Source organism: Streptomyces sp. NPDC051909 (assembly GCF_040681095.1).
Classification (GTDB): Bacteria; Actinomycetota; Actinomycetes; order Streptomycetales; family Streptomycetaceae; genus Streptomyces.
Genome location: NZ_JBFAYA010000051.1, coordinates 1 through 16700, shown reverse-complemented (window position 1 = coordinate 16700; position 16700 = coordinate 1). Strand labels below are relative to the sequence as shown.

Below are 16700 nucleotides of genomic sequence, written 5' to 3'. Positions count from 1 at the left end.
CGGATCAGATCCCCCAATACCTCGCTGACCGGCGGACCCGCGGGCGCAATCACCAACCTCGCACCCGACAGCAAAGCCCCCCAGATCTCCATATTCGATACATCGAACGAAGGCGAAACGCAATGCAAGATCTGGGCGTCTGAGCCGAGGTCGGCGTAGTCCGCACCGGTGATCAGATCGACGATGCTCCGATGCTCGACCTGCACCCCCTTCGGCTGCCCCGTCGAACCGGACGTATACATCACATAGGCCAGGTCACTCCCACCCACCTGCACGGCCGGAGCGGTCTCCGGCTGCTCAGCAATTTCGCCGGCAGCTGCGTCAAGCAGTGGTTTATCCAGCACCACAACTGCACCGCAGTCCTCGGCCAAATAGGCTAGCCTCGACGCCGGGTAGGCAGGATCCATCGGCACAAAAGCCGCCCCCGCCTTCAACACGGCCAGGAACGCCACCACTGTCGACACCCCTCGAGGAAGCCGAACGCCCACACGGTCCCCACGTTCCACCCCACGCCCAAGCAGGTAGTGCGCCAGCCGGTTCGCCCGCATCACCAACTCGCTGTAGGTCAACGAAATGTGACTATCCATCACCGCAATCGCTGACGGCCGTGACCCAGCCCAATCGTCGACCAGTTGATGGATCCCTAGGCACTCCGGATAGTCGCATATGGGGTCAGCCATCAAGTCGAAATTCGGGTAGGTGGCGCTGGAAGACGGGGAAACATCCACGATGCCTCACATTAAAGATCGTTGCAGCAATGCGCTGCATAACAAGGAAACAGGAAACCGATTCAGTCCCCGGCAGGGACGCCTTCCGCTCTCGCGACGGGCAGCCATATCCACTTCGGCACCCTTCCTTCGAGCTGCCGCTGCCGACGCCTAGGCAGTGCTGTCCAGATGGCTGGGCAGCGCAAGCGATGGCCTGAACGGAGGTACCGGGCGACGTGGAGTTGATTCGCAAGACCGTGAAGACGGGCCTGCGCCACTCTCAGTGGCAATCCGTCACCTATGTGGCGCACGCTCGCACCTCGGCCACAGCGCGGCCCGCGCAGTGTCTCCCCGTGCCGCCGTATGCATGGATGTGCCGCATGGTGTGGACGCGGGGGGATCGAAAGGATGCTCGCCAAAACGACGCTCCGGCAGCTCTTAACCGCCTGATGCATGGTCACTTTCCCGCCTTCTGGCGTGGCATCACAGGACACGGCTCTCGACACGGTGTTGGGTGATGTCTGCAAACCTGCAGTTCACTCTCCGGCAGTGATCGCTCACTCCCTGGCATATGACAGAGTGGCGTCGCCGGGATCCTCCAGCATGAGGAACTACTACCTATTAATCAGAAACGGCTCACGTCTGGGCTGTCCTGGAGGGCGTGGGGGAAGTGCGGGTGAGGGACGCTTGGCACGCGCGCTGCGCGGGTCTGGTCGCGGTCGTGGCGCTGGGTGCGGTCGTCGTACTTCACGGCGGCCCTGTCCCAGGCAGGCGGCGGCGACTCGCTTACGCGGTGGGCTGGTTGAGCTTGACGGTGAGCGGGTAGGTGGGGCGGTTCTTGTCCCGGACCAGGAACAGTGCGGTGTTTGCCTGTCTGTGTGTGGTGGGTTCGCGCTCACCCGGGGTGCATTCGATGTCCAGCGCGCCGGGCGCGTCGCGTGGGCGGGGAATCTCGTCGGTCCTGCTGGGGATCCGCAGTCGGGCGATGACCCTGTGCCGATGACGGCCAGCGGGGCTGGCCGCGGTCCGTGTCCGGGTGCGTGAGCCCCGTGTGGCCCTTTCGTCCGGCCGGCTCGCCGGGGCGGAAGCGCTCGACGACCCGGCGGACGGTGTTCACCGACACGGCCGGCCGCACGCTCAGCGCGCCCCGGGTCGCGAAACCGAGCCGCGCCCGGGTGTCCCGCGGCGCCCGTCGCGGCCAGTGCCCGACCACCGAGTACGAGCGCGCTCCGACACCACCGCGCGGGTAGCCGCTCTGACCAGCGCGACCAGCGGATACCGGCGTCCTGCGCGATCACGCAGATCGATGTCCCCACCGCTTCATCACCGCCGGGAGGGCGATTGCGACAGGATGAGCGCGGGCACGGCAGGCCACGAATCACCGAAGTCTCGTTGTTCGCGGGCGAGTTGCCAGCCCTACATCAACAGAGCTTCGGCACGTCCAGTCACACCCCAGATGACCAGCAGGTTCACAAGACCACGGCGACTTCGCAAGAGCCCTGGCCAGGTCAGGCTGCTAAGAGAATTGAGCCTCCATCAGGCCTCCAGCACTTCATGATTGAGTGTTGATTACTTATTAATGCTGACCTGTTGGCGTGTGCTAGCGTCCGCATTGATCTGCATGGTGGGTGAACCGCCCGCCCAGGAAGCGTGGATCAGTCTCACTCCTCAGGTCGGTATTCATGGTGCACAGTTCTCGACTTACTTCATCGACAGCCCCCGCTTCCGCCGAATGCACAGGATGGTGGACCGCCGCGACTGCCGGCAATGTGCGCGACTTGGCAGAGCGTCACACTGAGCTACCCCCCGATGCGGTAGAGCTCTGGCGGCGCGGTGGTGCGAGAGGATTCGGGTGGGGATGTGTCTGCCGCGCGTGATGGATGCGGTTGTCCACATTCCGGCCGTTTTGAAGGCCTGGGTGTACTTACGTGCCGTTGGATCCGGCGTATCCGAAGGCTGTGCAGGTGCAGCACTCCGGCATCTTCAACTCGGTCACCGACGTAGCCCAGCAGGGCTGGATCGTCTGCCTGGCAGATGCGCCTGATCAGTTTTCCCTTTCCTTTGATGGCCACGGCGGAGATCGGGAGTGCGCTGCAAACGGGGCGCGGCTTGTGTGCGCCGACGACAGTGACAACGACACGGCAGTTGGCAGTTCATCGCCGAACACAGCATCACGCATACTCAACTACCCTCCGCCGTCTTCGAGCGGCATATTGAACTGGATCCCGCTTTCTCAAGGAGCTGTCGGGACTCACAACGAGCGGGGAGGCCCTCAATGCCGCCCTCGCGGTGGATTTTGTGGGAGCCAATGCGGGACTGCGTCTGATCAACGGCGACTGTCCCAACGAGGCCACGGTGTATGGCACGTTCTACGTGATGACACCGCCTGCGGAGGTCGCCGACCCGGTCCGGATCGGGCGATGTTGCCAGGTACCCAGGCGTGTGTCTTCGACAAGGCAGACGTCCCTGTGGGAGTTACTGGTGAACGGTTCGTCCCCGACCCGGATCGTCCCGGCGAGAACTTGGAGGAACTGCACTCGTCCAGCTCGGAGCAACACACCACGTGGTTGCCCCCGCCCCGCGTCTACCAGGCCCTCGACCGGTTCCCCACCACAGCCAACGGCAAGATCGACACGAAAGCTTTGCGCAGTCCTTCCATTGCTGCCACACCTGAACAAATCAGACGCCGTCAGACCGTGGAAGGTCGGATCGCTGCTATATGGAAGCGGGCCCTAGCAGCCGAGACCGCCGGTCGGGGTGGGCGCATCTTCGGCATCGGCAGGGCGTTGCTGCACATCGCACAGATCCACACCATGGTCATGACTCGGTTCCAATCGAACGCTTACGCATGACCGACCTGTTCGCCCACCCCACGATCCGCTCCTATAGCACCCGCATCGCCTACATACTCGCCTGGTTCCAGGTCAAATAGGGAACCGTAGCAACCCGGAAGAAACATGAAACCGGAGCCGTTTCAGCCTGTGCTTCCTGAAGGGAGCGGCTCACGCTCCTGACCAGCGCAGGCGTTCCCTGGTCTGCAGACAGGCCGAAATGGTTCCCGTCCACTGCTTATGTCGACCTCACCTCTACCCACACTGGAGCTCCCCGTGACTAGCCAAGTCATCCGAGAAACGATCGAACGATACCTACAGTCTTACCAGCGCGCAGATACACAGCAGATGTACGGACGCTTGAGCCGGCGCGACGGCGTTGTTTCGTTCGGTGCGCACGCAGACCTGCAGACCACCGACTGGGAGGCCTTCGCGGCCCCGGTGGCCTGCCAGGCCGCCGCCGGGCGGGAACCAGAGATACGCATTCTCGACTTCTGGTCGCAAGTGCTGGCAAATGGCGGCGCGGCGTGCGCTGCCGCACTCGTCGATTTCCGTGGGACCGTCTCCTGCCGACAGCTCAGCGGACCAGGACTGCGGGTTACCTTCGCGCTTGAGCAGGAGGAGAAGGGGTGGCGCATCGTCCAGGTGCACTGGTCTACCCATCAGGAAGACACTCTGTTCGCCCCGAACGACGCCAGTGACGGTGAGGACGCCTTTGCCGCTTACCAAGAATTGGCGAGGCACGTCACCCAGAAGCTAAACCTTCGCAACTTCGACTTCGCGGCCGACCTGGCCCCCTCCCTGCATGAGGAGTTCTTGGAGCTCGTCGAGGAAGGCGCCTGTCTGGACGTTGCAGCAGTCCGGGAAACCTTCCCACCCATCGCCGAGGTGGTGTCATCCGGTGGGACGTTTTCATGGACCGTCGAATTGGAGAAATGCCGCCCTCTGGCACCAGGCAAGGTCTTCCTCATGACCATGTCGACAGTGGTCCTGACGTCGTCCGACGGCCACAAAGACATCCGGCTCTACCGACTGAGCAACCTACTCGAAAAGAACGGCGAGGGGCGGTGGATCTTCCTGCACCAGCACCGCACCCTGCTCTGAGGCCCATACGAACGGCGGCTATACGGCGTGGTTGGACGGCCGGCCGCATCCGGGCCGGTAGCGTCACGTGGCCTTCAGCAATCAACGCCACCAGCAACCATCGCGGCTTTGACACGGCTGCCCAGCGCATCGCGCATGCTCCTGTTCGATGTCCCACGCCAGTCGAGCACGCTGCCTGGCTCGCCCTCACCTGCGAGGGGGCATCGGCAGGCGGCACCCGACGTTGGGCCATCCTCACACACAAGGTGGTTCACGCCCGTTCAAGAAGAGAGCGAGAACTCCCGCCCAGTGCCGCAGCGCCGCAGCCCGATTCTCAGAGAGAAGCTCCAAGATCCAAAGGGCGGTCCGCGTCTGCTCCCGTGCAGTCCTGAGCGCCCGCTGCAGGTTCCTGGCACATCGCAGGTGACCGACGACCTGTCGGCGGACTACGACTCGCCAGGCACTGGCTGGCCTGCCCCCTTTCGCCAGACATTTCAGACCGCTCGGCCCGCCAGCACATAACATGCAACGGGCCTTGTAAGACTCAGGAGCCGCCCCCATGACCAGCCCCCACTCGACCCAGGGCTCGATAGCCATCGTAGGCATGGCCGGCCGATTTCCCGGCGCGAACAGCATCGACGGACTCTGGTCGATGCTGTTGCAGGGAACCGAAGCGGTACGTCGATTCACGCCCGAGGAACTGGCCGCCGCCGGCGTCCCCGCTCGGGAGAGCTCGGACCCTGACTACCGGCCGTTTGCAGCCAATGTGGCCGGGATCGAGCAATTCGACGCAGCGTTCTTCGGCATTCCTCCCGCAGAGGCCCGACTGATGGACCCCCAACACCGTTTCTTTCTAGAATGCGTGTGGGAAGCGCTAGAGGATGCCAGCACTCCGCCGGCATCTTGCCAGGGCAGGATCGGAGTCTTCGGCACCAGCTCACTCAGTTCCTACCTGCTGCATCACATCCTGCCCTCGGCTGAACACCGCGGCCAGGCATTCAGCTACCCGGTGATGCTGGGCAACGACAAAGACTTCCTGGCCACCCGAGTGTCGTATCGACTCGGACTGACCGGTCCGAGTCTGACCGTGCAGGCGGGATGCTCTAGTTCCCTCGTTGCAGTCGACCTGGCCAAAACCGCGCTGCTGTCCGATCAGTGCGAGGTCGCCGTCGCCGGAGGAGTCAGTCTCTTCACCCCTCAGACCACCGGATACCTCTACCAGCAGGGTGGGACCTTCTCGGCGGACGGGCACTGCCGCCCCTTCGATGCCCAGGCCTCAGGCATGATCCGCGGCAGCGGCTGCGCGGTGGTCGTTCTCAAACGACTGGAGCAGGCACTGTCCGACCGTGATCACATCTACGCAGTCATAGCTGGTACGGCCGTCAACAACGACGGCTCGCTCAAGGCCGGCTACACGGCACCGAGCGTGCCCGGCCAGGTAGAGGTGGTTAAGGCCGCCCTGGCATCCTCCGGCCTCCCTGCCTCGGCCATCGGCTACATCGAGGCACACGGCACAGGCACCTATCTGGGCGACCCCATCGAGGTCGCTGCCCTGAACGAGGCGTACTCACAGTCCGCTGGCCCCGCAGCGAGCTGCGCACTGGGCAGCATCAAGGCGAACATCGGTCACCTGGACGCCGCAGCCGGCGTCACCGGCCTTGTCAAAGCCGCGCTCGTGCTGCATCACCAGACCATCCCTCCACAAATCAACTTCACGCAGCCCAACCCTGAACTCCGCCTGGAGGAGACACCGTTCACCATCCACACGCGCACCCATCAGCCGTCGGCCCCACTTCACGCAGCCGCGGTGACATCCTTGGGTATCGGCGGCACTAATGTCCACTGTGTCCTGACCTCGCCTCCGCCCACCGAGCCGAGGACTGGGCAGCCGGCAGGCAGCCCCTATTCGCTGCTACTCTCCGCCCCCGAGGGCAAGCGCCTGGCTGACACAGCCGCGGACCTGGCCGACCACCTGCAGCAGCATCCCCAGACCCGACTGGACGACCTCGCCTATACTCTGGCCAACGGACGCCAGCCGCTGGCACACCGCGCTGTGGTCACCGCCACCACACTGCCGCAGGCCGTAGCAAGACTGGAAGAACTGCGGGCCTGCCTGACCAAGGAGTCTGTGCCACAAACCTCGCACCATCAGGCGCAGCAGGGGGACATGACGGCCGCCAGGAAGATCCGTATCCCGGGCGTACACCTTCACCGCGAACGCCACTGGATCGAGGCGGTCGCCGCCGTCCAATCGGGGGATCTGCCGAGTCCGCACCCGCTCAGGCGGACACTGGACCTCGCTACAACCATCGCCGAGACATTCTGTGAGCACCTCGGCATCGACATGGCGGGACCGGACGACGATTATCAGTCGCTCGGAGGCGATTCGCTCATGGCCGTGGCACTCGTCGACAAACTGCGCAGGCGGCTCGATGTCCCTCTCAGCCTCCAACTCTTCTACCGACTGAGAACGCCACGACGGCTGGCCGCCTGGGCCACTTCACAATCCGCACCTGCACAGATCGACCGAGCGGACAGCCTCCAACTCGTCAGGGACGGAACCCCCGGCCGCGAAGTGTTCCTCATCCACCCCTCAGGAGGCACCACGCAGTTCGCGCACGCTCTGGCCGTGCACAGTGTGACTCCCGACCCCTTGTACGCCATCGCCTACCCCAGTGACCATCCCACGCCACCAACCTCGATCGAGGGGATGGCCGAGCACTATATCGCCTTGATCCGCACCGTCGCCCCCTGCGGCCCCTACCGCATCGGCGGATATTCCCTGGGCGGGACAGTCGCTCTGGCGATGGCTCGCATCCTTCAACACGAGGGCGAAGAGGTGGAAAACGTCGTCCTCTTCGACACCCTCCCCCCGCACGCCCATCGAAGGAATTTCAGCGATCAGGAGTTCCTCGCTTCCTTCCCCGCCCTGCTCGCCAGCACCCTTGGGCTTGTCCAGCCGCGCCTCGCGGACGGTCCACCCCGAACGGTCGAGGAGGCCATCGAAGCCGTCCGCCAGCCCAACTGGACCTCTGACACCATGCAACAGCTCCGCACCCTCTACCACGCGTGGCACACCAGCGCGCAGGCCCTCAGTAGTCATGACCCACACCCCTACGGAGGCAAGGTTCATCTGCTGGCTGCCACCCAGCCACTCCCCCTCAGCCACAGCGTCCTTCTGACCGACGCCGTGACCACTGATGACTGGCAGCCCTATCTAACGGGTGACCTGCGGCTGTCAAGGGTACCCGGCGACCACTTCACTATGTTCGATCAAGAGCACATCCCCATGCTGGCAGCCGCCTTTGACCGCGCGCTCCAAGAGGAGCAGAGCGGTGGCGCTGTCGAACAGGGGACGCGGCACCACCGCATTCCGTCACCTATGTCCACGTCGCCAGTACGAAGTGCCGGCCTCACGGACGAAAGCCGAAGGACGGCCTGGGTGTTCGCGGGGCAAGGCACGCAGCACCGTGGCATGGGGCGCGACCTGCTGACCAGCTACCCGGAAATGATCCGCGAAGCCGACGCCATCCTCGGCTACTCCGTGGCCGACCTGTGCGCCGGCAATCCGCAACGGCCACTCAGTAGCACCCTGTACGCGCAACCCGCCATCTACGTTGTCAACGCCCTCGCAGCACGTCGGCGCCACGAAGAAGCCGGTGCGCCGGACCTCGTCCTGGGCCACAGCCTAGGCGAGTACAACGCCCTTGAAGTCGCCGGATCGCTGAGCTTTGGCGACGGCCTGCGCCTCGTCGTCGCACGCGCCGACGCGATGTCCCGCATCGAGGGCGGAGGAATGCTCGCCGTCAACGGAATCCCTCAGGAGGCGATGCAAAGCCTCCTGGCCACAGCCGAATTCCGACACCTCGATCTCGCATCGATCAACACTGAGGCCAGCCTCACTCTTGCCGGACCCCACAGCGAACTCCAGCGCCTAACCCCCGTCCTCCTCGAGCATGGCGCCCGAGCCGTTCGCGGACTCGAAGTCAGCGGTGCCTTCCACTCGCGCTACATGAGGCCTGCCGTCGATGCCCTCCGCCACGCCCTACACACCGTCACATTCAAGGAGCCGACCATGCCTGTCCTGTCCAGCGTCACAGGCGAGCCGCTTAACCAGGCAGAAATTCCGACCGTACTCGCCAAACAGCTTGAAAGCACTGTCTGCTGGCGCCAATGCGTGGAAAGGGCCATCACCGACTTCGACCCGGACTTCCTCGAGATCGGCACACGAAAGATCCTGACCTCCATGAACGCCCACATCCAGGCGGGCTTCCAGTCACGCTGTTGACCCACCCTGCTTTGCCGGAGAGCCTGGCGGATTCCAGGGGCGGTTGCAGCACGTGGTCAACTGGCTGTGGCCGGGTGCTTGAGCGAGACGCTCGACTGGGGTTTCCCGGTCGAGCGTCTCGCGTGGGCGCCTGTCGGGTCCGGCGGCCATGGCGGCCGAGTACTCACTGTCGTGGACGGACGGGTCGGTGCTCTTTGGAGAGTACTGCGATGGAGGGCTGGTCGTGTATTCATTGGAGCCTCGTTGTCAGGGGTGTCGGGGTCGCGGAAGTGGACCGGGATGCTGTGGCGATGCTGAAGGTGCGGTGGGCGGCCATTTCCGAGCCCTGGTCCCAGGTGAGGGAGCGCCGCAGGTGCGGCTGAACCGTTCCGGGTTCGATAGAGATCTCAGATGTTGGTTGTGACCTGGGCTTTCATGGTTTCGCGGTAGTGGTTGTTTTCGTACTCGACGGGTGGGGCGTGGCCTATCTCACCGTGAAGTCGTCGGTGGTTGTACCAGTCGACGTACTCGGCGGTGGTGAGCTCGACGTCGGACAGCGTCTTCCACGGCCGTCGGGGCTTAATCAGCACGGTCTTGAACAGGCCGATCGTGCTCTCCATCAGGGCATTGTCGTAAGCGTCTCCGACCGATCCGACCGAGGCAGCGATGCCGGCCGTGTCCAGGTGCTCGGCGAGCTGGGAACTCGTACTTTGCGACCCGGCATCGGAGTGATCGATCAACTCGCCCGGCATTATGGGGTGTTGGTCGCGGTCTCGTTGCCAGATCGCCATCTCCAGGGCGTCGAGCACGAAGACCGTCTCCTTCAAGGTGGCCGCGGACCAGCCGACGATCCGGCGGGAGATGGTGTCCACGACTAACGCCACGTAGACGGCGTCGGCCCAGGTCTTCACGTGGGTGAAGTCCGCGACCCAGCGCCGGTTCCGGCGCCGGCGACGAAGTCGCGGTCCAGGAGGTCGGGAGCCCGCCCGGCCTGCCGCTGGGAAGCGTTGTGATCACCGGTTTGCCGCGGACCGCTCCGGTGATGCCGAGTTCGCGCATCAGGCGTTTGACGGTGCAGCGGGCCATAGCCTGGCCCTGCCGGCTCAGCTTGCGCCGGGTCTTCCTCGCCCCGTAGACACGGTAGTTGGTGTCGTGGACGTGCTGGATCAGCTCCTTTAGCTCGCCGTCTCGCACGGTCCTGGCGGGCGGTGCGGCCTGGCGTTTGTGGTGGGTGTAGTAGGTGGAGGGGGCGATCTTGCAGTCGTGCATCGTCAGCACGCGGCAGATCGGCTCGACCCCGCCGAAGCGGTCCCGGTGCTCGTCGATGAACGTTATGAGCGTGCGTGTGGCCTGTCGAGCTCGGCCGCGAAGAAAGACGCTGCCGCCTTCAGGATCTGTTCGCCCGCTTCAGCTCGGCGTTCTCCTTCTTCAGCCGCTTCAGTTCGGCCGACTCCTCCGGAGTCGTCCCCGGCCGGGTCCCGGCGTCGATCTCGTCCTGACGGAGCCGCTTGCGCAGTGTCTCGGTCGTGCCGATGCCGAGCTTCGCGGCGACCGCCTTCATCGCGGCCCACTCGGCTATGCGTCGGGCCGGACCGCCAACCGCATGCCCGGCGCCTGCCGGGGCGCGGTCAGAACCGGCGCGCGTGACGCGTAAGTCATAGCCGAGACGGCCGCCCCCGCCCGGACCTCATCGTCCTCGCGGTGCCGGCACGGCCGGCCGCCGGCCTCGCGTTGCTGACCGCCCACCGCGGCGGTCTGGTCGCTGACCGGGTCCGGATGATCAACCGTGTCAGGTATGTGCTGACCGGCGTCTTCCCCGCGCTGGAGCGGGCCTTCGGCTACTCGGCCCCGCGAGGGCGCCCTCGTGCCGCGGGCGGCGATGGCTCCGTTTCGTCCTGTCCTGGACCGGGGTCTGCCCCGGCCACCGCTCCTCAGTCGGACGCACCAAGAGCACCAAGGCCCGCCCCGGCGCCCCGCACCTCAAGGGGGCGCCATGAGCATCGCCGCGCTCGGCGCCGCACGCACCAAGGATACCTACCTCCAGGCCCGCTACAAACGCTCACTGCCCGCCGCGGCATGATGAAGCCCTCGTTGCCGTCTAGACTTCGATCGGCACCACGATCTGGCACATGCTCACCGACCGCAAGCCGTACGGCGAGCTCGGCGGGACCAACTTCACCCAGCGCGACCCCGAACGCTCCACCCGCCCCGCGATCACCCAGCTCGGCTACCGCGTAACCCTCGACTCGCTCGACACCGCGGCCTGACCCGGACGCCCCGTACTCGACAGCCCACGCGAGGCCGCCGAGCACATCGGGTGCCCGGAACCCTCCTGACGTGTATGTATTTACGCGTCGGCAGGTATCCGCCAGAGCATGGGCGCGATCGGAACCAGCGCGGACAACGCGCTCGCCGAGTCTTTCAACGCGACCTTCAAACGCGAAGCGCTCAAGGGCTGAGAGTATTGGCCCGGCGAACACGAGGCCCGCCTAGCTTGATCTTTAACCTGTGCGGCGAGGTCGTGGGGTGGTCGACTGCTTGGTCCGGGACGCGGTGTGGCCCCTCCTGCGGGGTGTGTGGACGTCGTGGCGTGGGGTGGGCCGGGTGTTCTTGCGTTCGGGAGGCCGTCCCGGTCCGGGGCGGGTGGATTTCGGAGCACCGGCCGGGCAGGTGGCTGTCGGGCTGATGTGCCGGAAGCCGCGGCGGACACGTGCGGGCGTCAGTCTGTCAGCGGGAACCGGCCCCTCCCACGGACGGCGCCGGTCGGCTGGAAGTGGCCGGGCCAGTCGCAGTTAGGTATATGCCGCCAGGATCAGCCAGGTCCAGCGGTCCGTCGCCCCGGGGGTGCGTATCTTCGGGCAGGTCCAGCCGAGGATCTGTTTGAGGAGGCGGAAGGTGTGCTCGATGTCGAAGCGCCGCAGGGTATGCCTGCCAGAGCCGGTCGATGTCGGCGGTGTCTGCGTCGGTGTCCGACCACCACAGCCAGACCGGCTTCGGGGTGGCTCCGCTGGGCAGGTGGTCGATGTCCAGGCGGATCACGGTCCCTTCGACGATTGGGAGGGTGCCGTCGGCTGCGGCCCAGGACGAGCGGTGGGTGAGCTTGGGGTGGAGCCGGCCCCAGGACCGGGCGGTGGCGGTGCCCTAGAGGCGTGTGTCGGTGACGGTGTGCGTTTCCGGGGTGCCCCAGGTGTCGGGCCGGCCGAAGACGAACTCGCCGCCGTGCCGGGGCGGCCGGCCCATGGTGTGAGGCTCCCGCGAGGGTGCGGGCCTGCGCAGGACAGGGTCCGAGCGCATCCGGGCCAGCACCTGCACCGGCAGATCCTTCAGCAGAAAGGCCAGCCGGGGTGCGTCGTATCCGGCGTCCGCGACGGCCAGAACGTCCGGGTCCCCGGTCCGCCACTGACCTGCGGTGATCAGCCGCTCGACCAGGTCGCTCAGCTGCCGGCCGGTGACGGTGGCCGTGTCGTCCCAGGGCGCGAGGCGCAACGCGTTCAGCGGTGCGGTCCACGAACTGCGGCCGGGCTCGAGCGCGCAGACGATCGAGTAGGGCCACCCGATGTGCTGGTCCTTGCCCCGGTCATAGGTGTGACAGCGTCCGAACGGGCAGTGAGACAGGAGTAGAACTCGCCCCGGAAGCGTGACAGTTCGGCCAACGGCTCATGGCGGGCATCGCGATGCAGCAGATCGCGTCGGGCAGGACCGTGAGGCCGTCGCAGACGACCATGCAGACGTCTTCGGCACCGCGATCTTTTGATCTCGGCCAGGACATGGAGCCAGTACTTGGCGCCTTCGCCACCGTCGCCGACCCACAGCCCGAGGAGCTCCCTCGTGCCCTCGACGGTGACCGTGAGAGCTACGTAGATCGGCCGGTTGGGGACCTGGCCGTCCCGCAGCCTCACATGCACGCAGCGTATTGGGTGTTTGGGGTCTCCTCGGACACTTTGAAATATTGAATGTAACTGGGAGATCTTGGTGAAAAATGGTATTTGTGTATCAGGTAAGGCCTTGATCTCGCGTGTACGGAAAATGGGGAGGAGGTACGGTAGGGAATTCAGGAGACGACGTCGATGGGATGGGTCAGAAGGACCTCTGGGACATCACTGATCATGCCTGGTTCCAAGGAGGTTGGGCGGATCTTGAGAAAGATTCGAGGATAGATGATCTAGGTCTTGTGAAGGTTGCAGAGAGTCTCGGGCTAAGTTCCGCTTATAGGTAACCTGCGCTCGACCTTTGCGAAGACCCCTCGAGGTCAGCGCTCATCGATTGCTGAAGAGGCCCAATTAGATGCAGAAGTTTTAGCTGCTGCAAGCGACGTGGGCTGCCAGGAAGGGACGTTTGCGCATGCCGATGCGTTCATATGCGGCGATAGCGGGATCGTTATCGGCATGCACCATAAGGGCCGCGCGCCCGTATTGACTAATAAGCGAATCCACGACAAATCTGCAGACCAGCTGAGCTAGGCCGCGGCCGCGCGCCGAAGGGTGAGTGATAACGCCGGCTAAAAATCCACATCCGGCACTAGACCAGGCGTCTGCTGCTACTGCCAACGGCATCGGATCGGCGGCCCCTGCAAGTACCCCAGCCCAGCGATCTACGCCGCTACATCCTGGCTGGGCGTAGGAATCGGGGAAGAAATTGGTGAACAGTGATTGAATGCCCTTCGCGTGCTGGTCGTTCAGCCACTGAGCGCGCGGCGTACCGAGTTCTGGTAGAGAGGTAGTGGCGTCCATCCAGACGATGTTCCGGATCGGAGTGAGGTTGGGAATCTGTTGAACTAGGGAGGAGATCAAAGATGCTTCACCGAAAAGACGGTACTCAGTACCTATCTCCTCCAGAACCCTCCGCACCAAGTATGTCGTGTCGGCACTCCCTCCCTTAATTGCTAGCCGATCGCATGAGTTGAGGGACGGGCACGCGACGGCCATTGCGGTCCCGTGAACCCATGCCCGCGCGCCTGGGCCCAGACTGCCATCTTCCTGCCCTTGCGCCGTCCAGAGTAGGTGTTCTTCGCCGGTGGCCGATTGTCTAATATCGGCAAGTCTTCTAATTTCTTGCACGCGGACTCTCTATGCCTTTGCTTGCGTGTGCCGCTACCTATGAGAAGTCTGGAATTCAGCAGCAGCGGGTTGGAGGTTTCAGTTCAGGAGGCTTGCTTGTGGGGGTTCGCAGCACGATTTTCTTGATCCTGAGACGGCTCTGCTCCGTAGCCCGATGCTTGCGGCGCCGTCGGATCACGCCGGGGCAGGGTCGTTGAGCGGGACGTTACGACAGGGCTGGACAAGGATCAACTGGACGGGCTGGTGGCGCGGGTCCACCGGTACTACAGCCGTGAGTGTCTGTTGTGTGTGAGCCGTCTCCAACCTAGTTGCTCAGCATGGCAGTTGGGTGACAGCGTGGTGAAACCCCTGGTAGATGGGTATTCGGCCGAGAGAACCGTCTCCACCAGAGGCTTCGCGTGCTTGTTTAGAGGTCGTTTTCGCCTGCATTCTTCATCTATGGGGTGGTTCGTGAGGTGCAGAGGGGTGGTGCTGGTGAGGCTGCTGGGGCTGTTGCTGTTTGCCGGGCGGGTGAGGTCGCGGATGGGGCGGACAGCGAGGTGATCCTGTCTCATCCCGGGATGTCTGGTCTTTGTGGTGGCGTGCTTCCGCTGCCGCTGCCGTGCGCCTGGGCGCATATGGTTCGCGGCGGTAGGCCGAAAGCATGGCGAGGCGACGTCCGTATCCGAGTGATCTGTCCGATGCCCGCTGGGAGTTGATCGAGCCGGTCCTTTCCGCATGGCGGCTCGAGCGCCGAAGCAGAGCCCTGAACTTTGTCCGGCCGCTCGAGCACGACTCTTGTATGTCGACCGGACCGGGGTCCAGTGGCGCTGCCTCCCTCACGACTTCCCGCACTGGAACACCGTCTACGGCTACTTCGCCAAATGGGCCGACGAGGGCGTGTTCGCCCAGCTCAACAGCATGCTCAGGCAGCTTCTGCGTGAGAAGGAAGGCCGGGACGCCGAGCCTTCCGCGTGCGTGATCGACGCCCAGAGCGTGAAGACTTGCACCAGTGTTCCCGCCACCGGTCAGGGCATCGACGCGGGGAAGAAGATCGTCGGCAGGAAGCGGAGCATCGTGACCGACACGCTCGGCCTTCTCCTGGCCGTGCTGGTGACCGCGGCCAGCGTGCAGGACTCCATCGCCGGCACTGTGCTCGACCAGGTCGCCGCCGATCACCCGGGCATCCGCAAGGTAGACGGCGGCTACCGCCTGCACCTCGTCGAGCACGCAGCCGCCCTCGGCATCGGCATGGAGATCACCGCCCGCACCCCCGGGACCAGGGGATTCACCCCGATACCCAAACGGTGGGCGGTCGAGCGGACCTACGGCTGGCTCATGCTCCACCGCCGCCTCGCCCGCGACTACGAAACCCGGCCCACCCGCTCCGAAGCCATGATCCACATCGCGATGACCGGTCTCATGGCCCGCCGCCTCACCGGCGAGAACACCATTTCCTGGCGCGACCCGGCGAAGAGCACAGAACACCCGATTCCAGGATGAAACATGGGGAGAAAACGACCTCATATCTCGTCGGGCATCGACGTGTCCAGCTCCGCCCTTCGCTTCCTCGCCCAGGAGCCGCGGCGGCATCGCCACCTGATCCGCTCCCGCTGGCGGCGGCTGAGTGCCAGCCGTCAGGCTCTCCTCACGCTCGCCCACCCGCGGGTGGATACACCTAGGCACTGTTTCTCGGATCTCCTGACGGCAGTGGGTTGTTGAGGTCAGGCTCGCTGTATGGGCCGTGGGGATCTGACGAATGCGGAGTGGGAATGGCTGGAGTCGTTCCTGCCTCGTGGTGGCACGCGCGGTGGTCGCTGGAGTGACCACCGGCGGGTGATCAACGGGGTGCTCTACCGAGTGCGGACGGGTGTCCAGTGGCGGGATCTGCCGGAGCGGTTCGGGCCGCGGGAGACCGTTTACAAGCGGCATCGACGCTGGTCGGCGGACGGAACCTGGGCAATGCTGCTGTCCCGGATCCAAGCCGCCGAGGAAGCGGCAGGCCGGATCGACTGGGATGTGTCGGTCGACTCGACCGTGGTACGGGCGCATCAGCACGCCGCCGGCGCGAGGAAGACGCCGGTCATCGCTGATTCTCAAAAGGGGAACGCCCGGGGGACGAGTCGGGTCGATCTGGAGTTGCGGAAACTGGCTGTCCGGCTGGCGGAGGTGGTCAGATCGTCGAGTGCCCGGGACGCTCCCGAGGCGGCTTCACCACCAAGATCCACCTCGCCGCGGAAGGGCACTGCCGGCCGCTCGCCCTGGTCCTGACGCCCGCCACTACGGAGACGGCCCCCAGTTCGAAGCCGTGCTGGAGCAGGTATCCGTGCCCAGGTCTGGAGTCGGGCGGCCCCGCACTCGACCGGATCACATCCTGGCCGACAAGGCTTGCACGTCCCGGAAGAACCGCCGCTACCTGCGACGACGCGGCATCCGGCACACCATCCCCGAACGCGCTGACCAGCAAAGACACCGCAAGAACCGAGGCTCCCGAGGTGGCCGGCACACCGGATTCGACAACGAGCGCTACAAGAAACGCAACACCGTCGAACGGGCCATCAACCGCTTGAAGGGCTTCCGGGCGGTCGCCACCCGCTACGAGAAACGCGCCTACATCTACCTCGGCACCGGCACCCTCGCAGCACTCATCATCTGGCTCCGCACATGATCCGAGAAACAGTGCCTAGGTGTATTGACCCGCAGCGTTGTTGACGCGGGTGATGGGCGGGTGTCCGTCGAGTGCGGTGTGGCAGCGGTGGTGGTTGTAGGTGTGCAG

General features: G+C 64.8%; 6 protein-coding genes and 8 pseudogenes. 7 read left to right on the top strand and 7 right to left on the bottom strand.

All coding sequences use genetic code 11. The features are described from left to right. The coding region (locus AB0M18_RS35530) for an AMP-binding protein (protein ID WP_365765441.1) at window positions 1-728 on the bottom strand (728 nt) is incomplete at its 3' end. Window positions 729-3814: 3086 nt separating this feature from the next. Here AB0M18_RS35530 and AB0M18_RS35525 point away from each other — a divergent pair. Together AB0M18_RS35525 and AB0M18_RS35520 are read left to right on the top strand one after the other, a co-directional pair. After that, window positions 3815-4642: a nuclear transport factor 2 family protein gene (locus AB0M18_RS35525; protein WP_365765439.1), complete on the top strand. Its 828-nt coding sequence runs from the start codon at window positions 3815-3817 to the stop codon at window positions 4640-4642. 538 nt (window positions 4643-5180) lie between these two features. Next, entirely contained in the window at window positions 5181-8909 is a 3729-nt protein-coding gene (locus AB0M18_RS35520) for a beta-ketoacyl synthase N-terminal-like domain-containing protein (RefSeq protein WP_365765437.1), read from the top strand. 386 nt (window positions 8910-9295) lie between these two features. Here AB0M18_RS35520 and AB0M18_RS35515 read toward each other — a convergent pair. The 3 genes and pseudogenes from AB0M18_RS35515 to AB0M18_RS35505 all read right to left on the bottom strand — a co-directional run. Beyond that, window positions 9296-9829, bottom strand: a pseudogene (locus AB0M18_RS35515) (DDE-type integrase/transposase/recombinase); the annotation flags it as partial. Window positions 9830-9920: 91 nt separating this feature from the next. Next, window positions 9921-10157 (bottom strand): annotated as a pseudogene (locus tag AB0M18_RS35510) (IS3 family transposase); the annotation flags it as partial. Between the two features lie 118 nt (window positions 10158-10275). Continuing rightward, window positions 10276-10449, bottom strand: a complete 174-nt coding sequence (locus AB0M18_RS35505; RefSeq protein ID WP_365765445.1) for a hypothetical protein — start codon at window positions 10447-10449, stop codon at window positions 10276-10278. A 24-nt stretch (window positions 10450-10473) separates the two neighbouring features. Here AB0M18_RS35505 and AB0M18_RS35500 point away from each other — a divergent pair. The 3 genes and pseudogenes from AB0M18_RS35500 to AB0M18_RS35490 all read left to right on the top strand — a co-directional run. Beyond that, window positions 10474-10724 (top strand): annotated as a pseudogene (locus tag AB0M18_RS35500) (transposase); the annotation flags it as partial. A 293-nt stretch (window positions 10725-11017) separates the two neighbouring features. Next, window positions 11018-11155 (top strand): hypothetical protein, encoded by a 138-nt coding sequence (locus AB0M18_RS35495; protein WP_365765443.1) that lies wholly within the window; start codon window positions 11018-11020, stop codon window positions 11153-11155. A gap of 93 nt (window positions 11156-11248) precedes the next feature. Further along, window positions 11249-11341, top strand: a pseudogene (locus tag AB0M18_RS35490) (integrase core domain-containing protein); the annotation flags it as partial. A 48-nt stretch (window positions 11342-11389) separates the two neighbouring features. On the opposite strand, the pseudogene AB0M18_RS35485 reads toward AB0M18_RS35490, so the two are convergent. The 3 genes and pseudogenes from AB0M18_RS35485 to AB0M18_RS35475 form a co-directional block, all read right to left on the bottom strand. Next, a pseudogene (locus tag AB0M18_RS35485) lies at window positions 11390-12568 on the bottom strand (transposase). Between the two features lie 2 nt (window positions 12569-12570). Then, a pseudogene (locus tag AB0M18_RS35480) lies at window positions 12571-12793 on the bottom strand (transposase); the annotation flags it as partial. Window positions 12794-13183: 390 nt separating this feature from the next. Then, window positions 13184-13735, bottom strand: coding sequence for a GNAT family N-acetyltransferase (locus AB0M18_RS35475; RefSeq protein ID WP_365765435.1), 552 nt, complete (start codon window positions 13733-13735; stop codon window positions 13184-13186). A gap of 853 nt (window positions 13736-14588) precedes the next feature. Between AB0M18_RS35475 and AB0M18_RS35470 the strand changes: the two are divergent. Together AB0M18_RS35470 and AB0M18_RS35465 are read left to right on the top strand one after the other, a co-directional pair. Next, window positions 14589-15427, top strand: a pseudogene (locus tag AB0M18_RS35470) (IS5 family transposase). A gap of 234 nt (window positions 15428-15661) precedes the next feature. Then, a pseudogene (locus AB0M18_RS35465) lies at window positions 15662-16592 on the top strand (IS5 family transposase). Window positions 16593-16700 lie beyond the last annotated feature (108 nt).

What these genes read in the sequence shown, in the direction of transcription:
- AB0M18_RS35495 (WP_365765443.1), top strand. Translation starts at nt 11,018, where the DNA reads ATGCTCACCGACCGCAAGCCGTACGGCGAGCTCGGCGGGACCAACTTC.
- AB0M18_RS35505 (WP_365765445.1), bottom strand. Translation starts at nt 10,449, where the DNA reads ATGAAGGCGGTCGCCGCGAAGCTCGGCATCGGCACGACCGAGACACTG.
- AB0M18_RS35520 (WP_365765437.1), top strand. Translation starts at nt 5,181, where the DNA reads ATGACCAGCCCCCACTCGACCCAGGGCTCGATAGCCATCGTAGGCATG.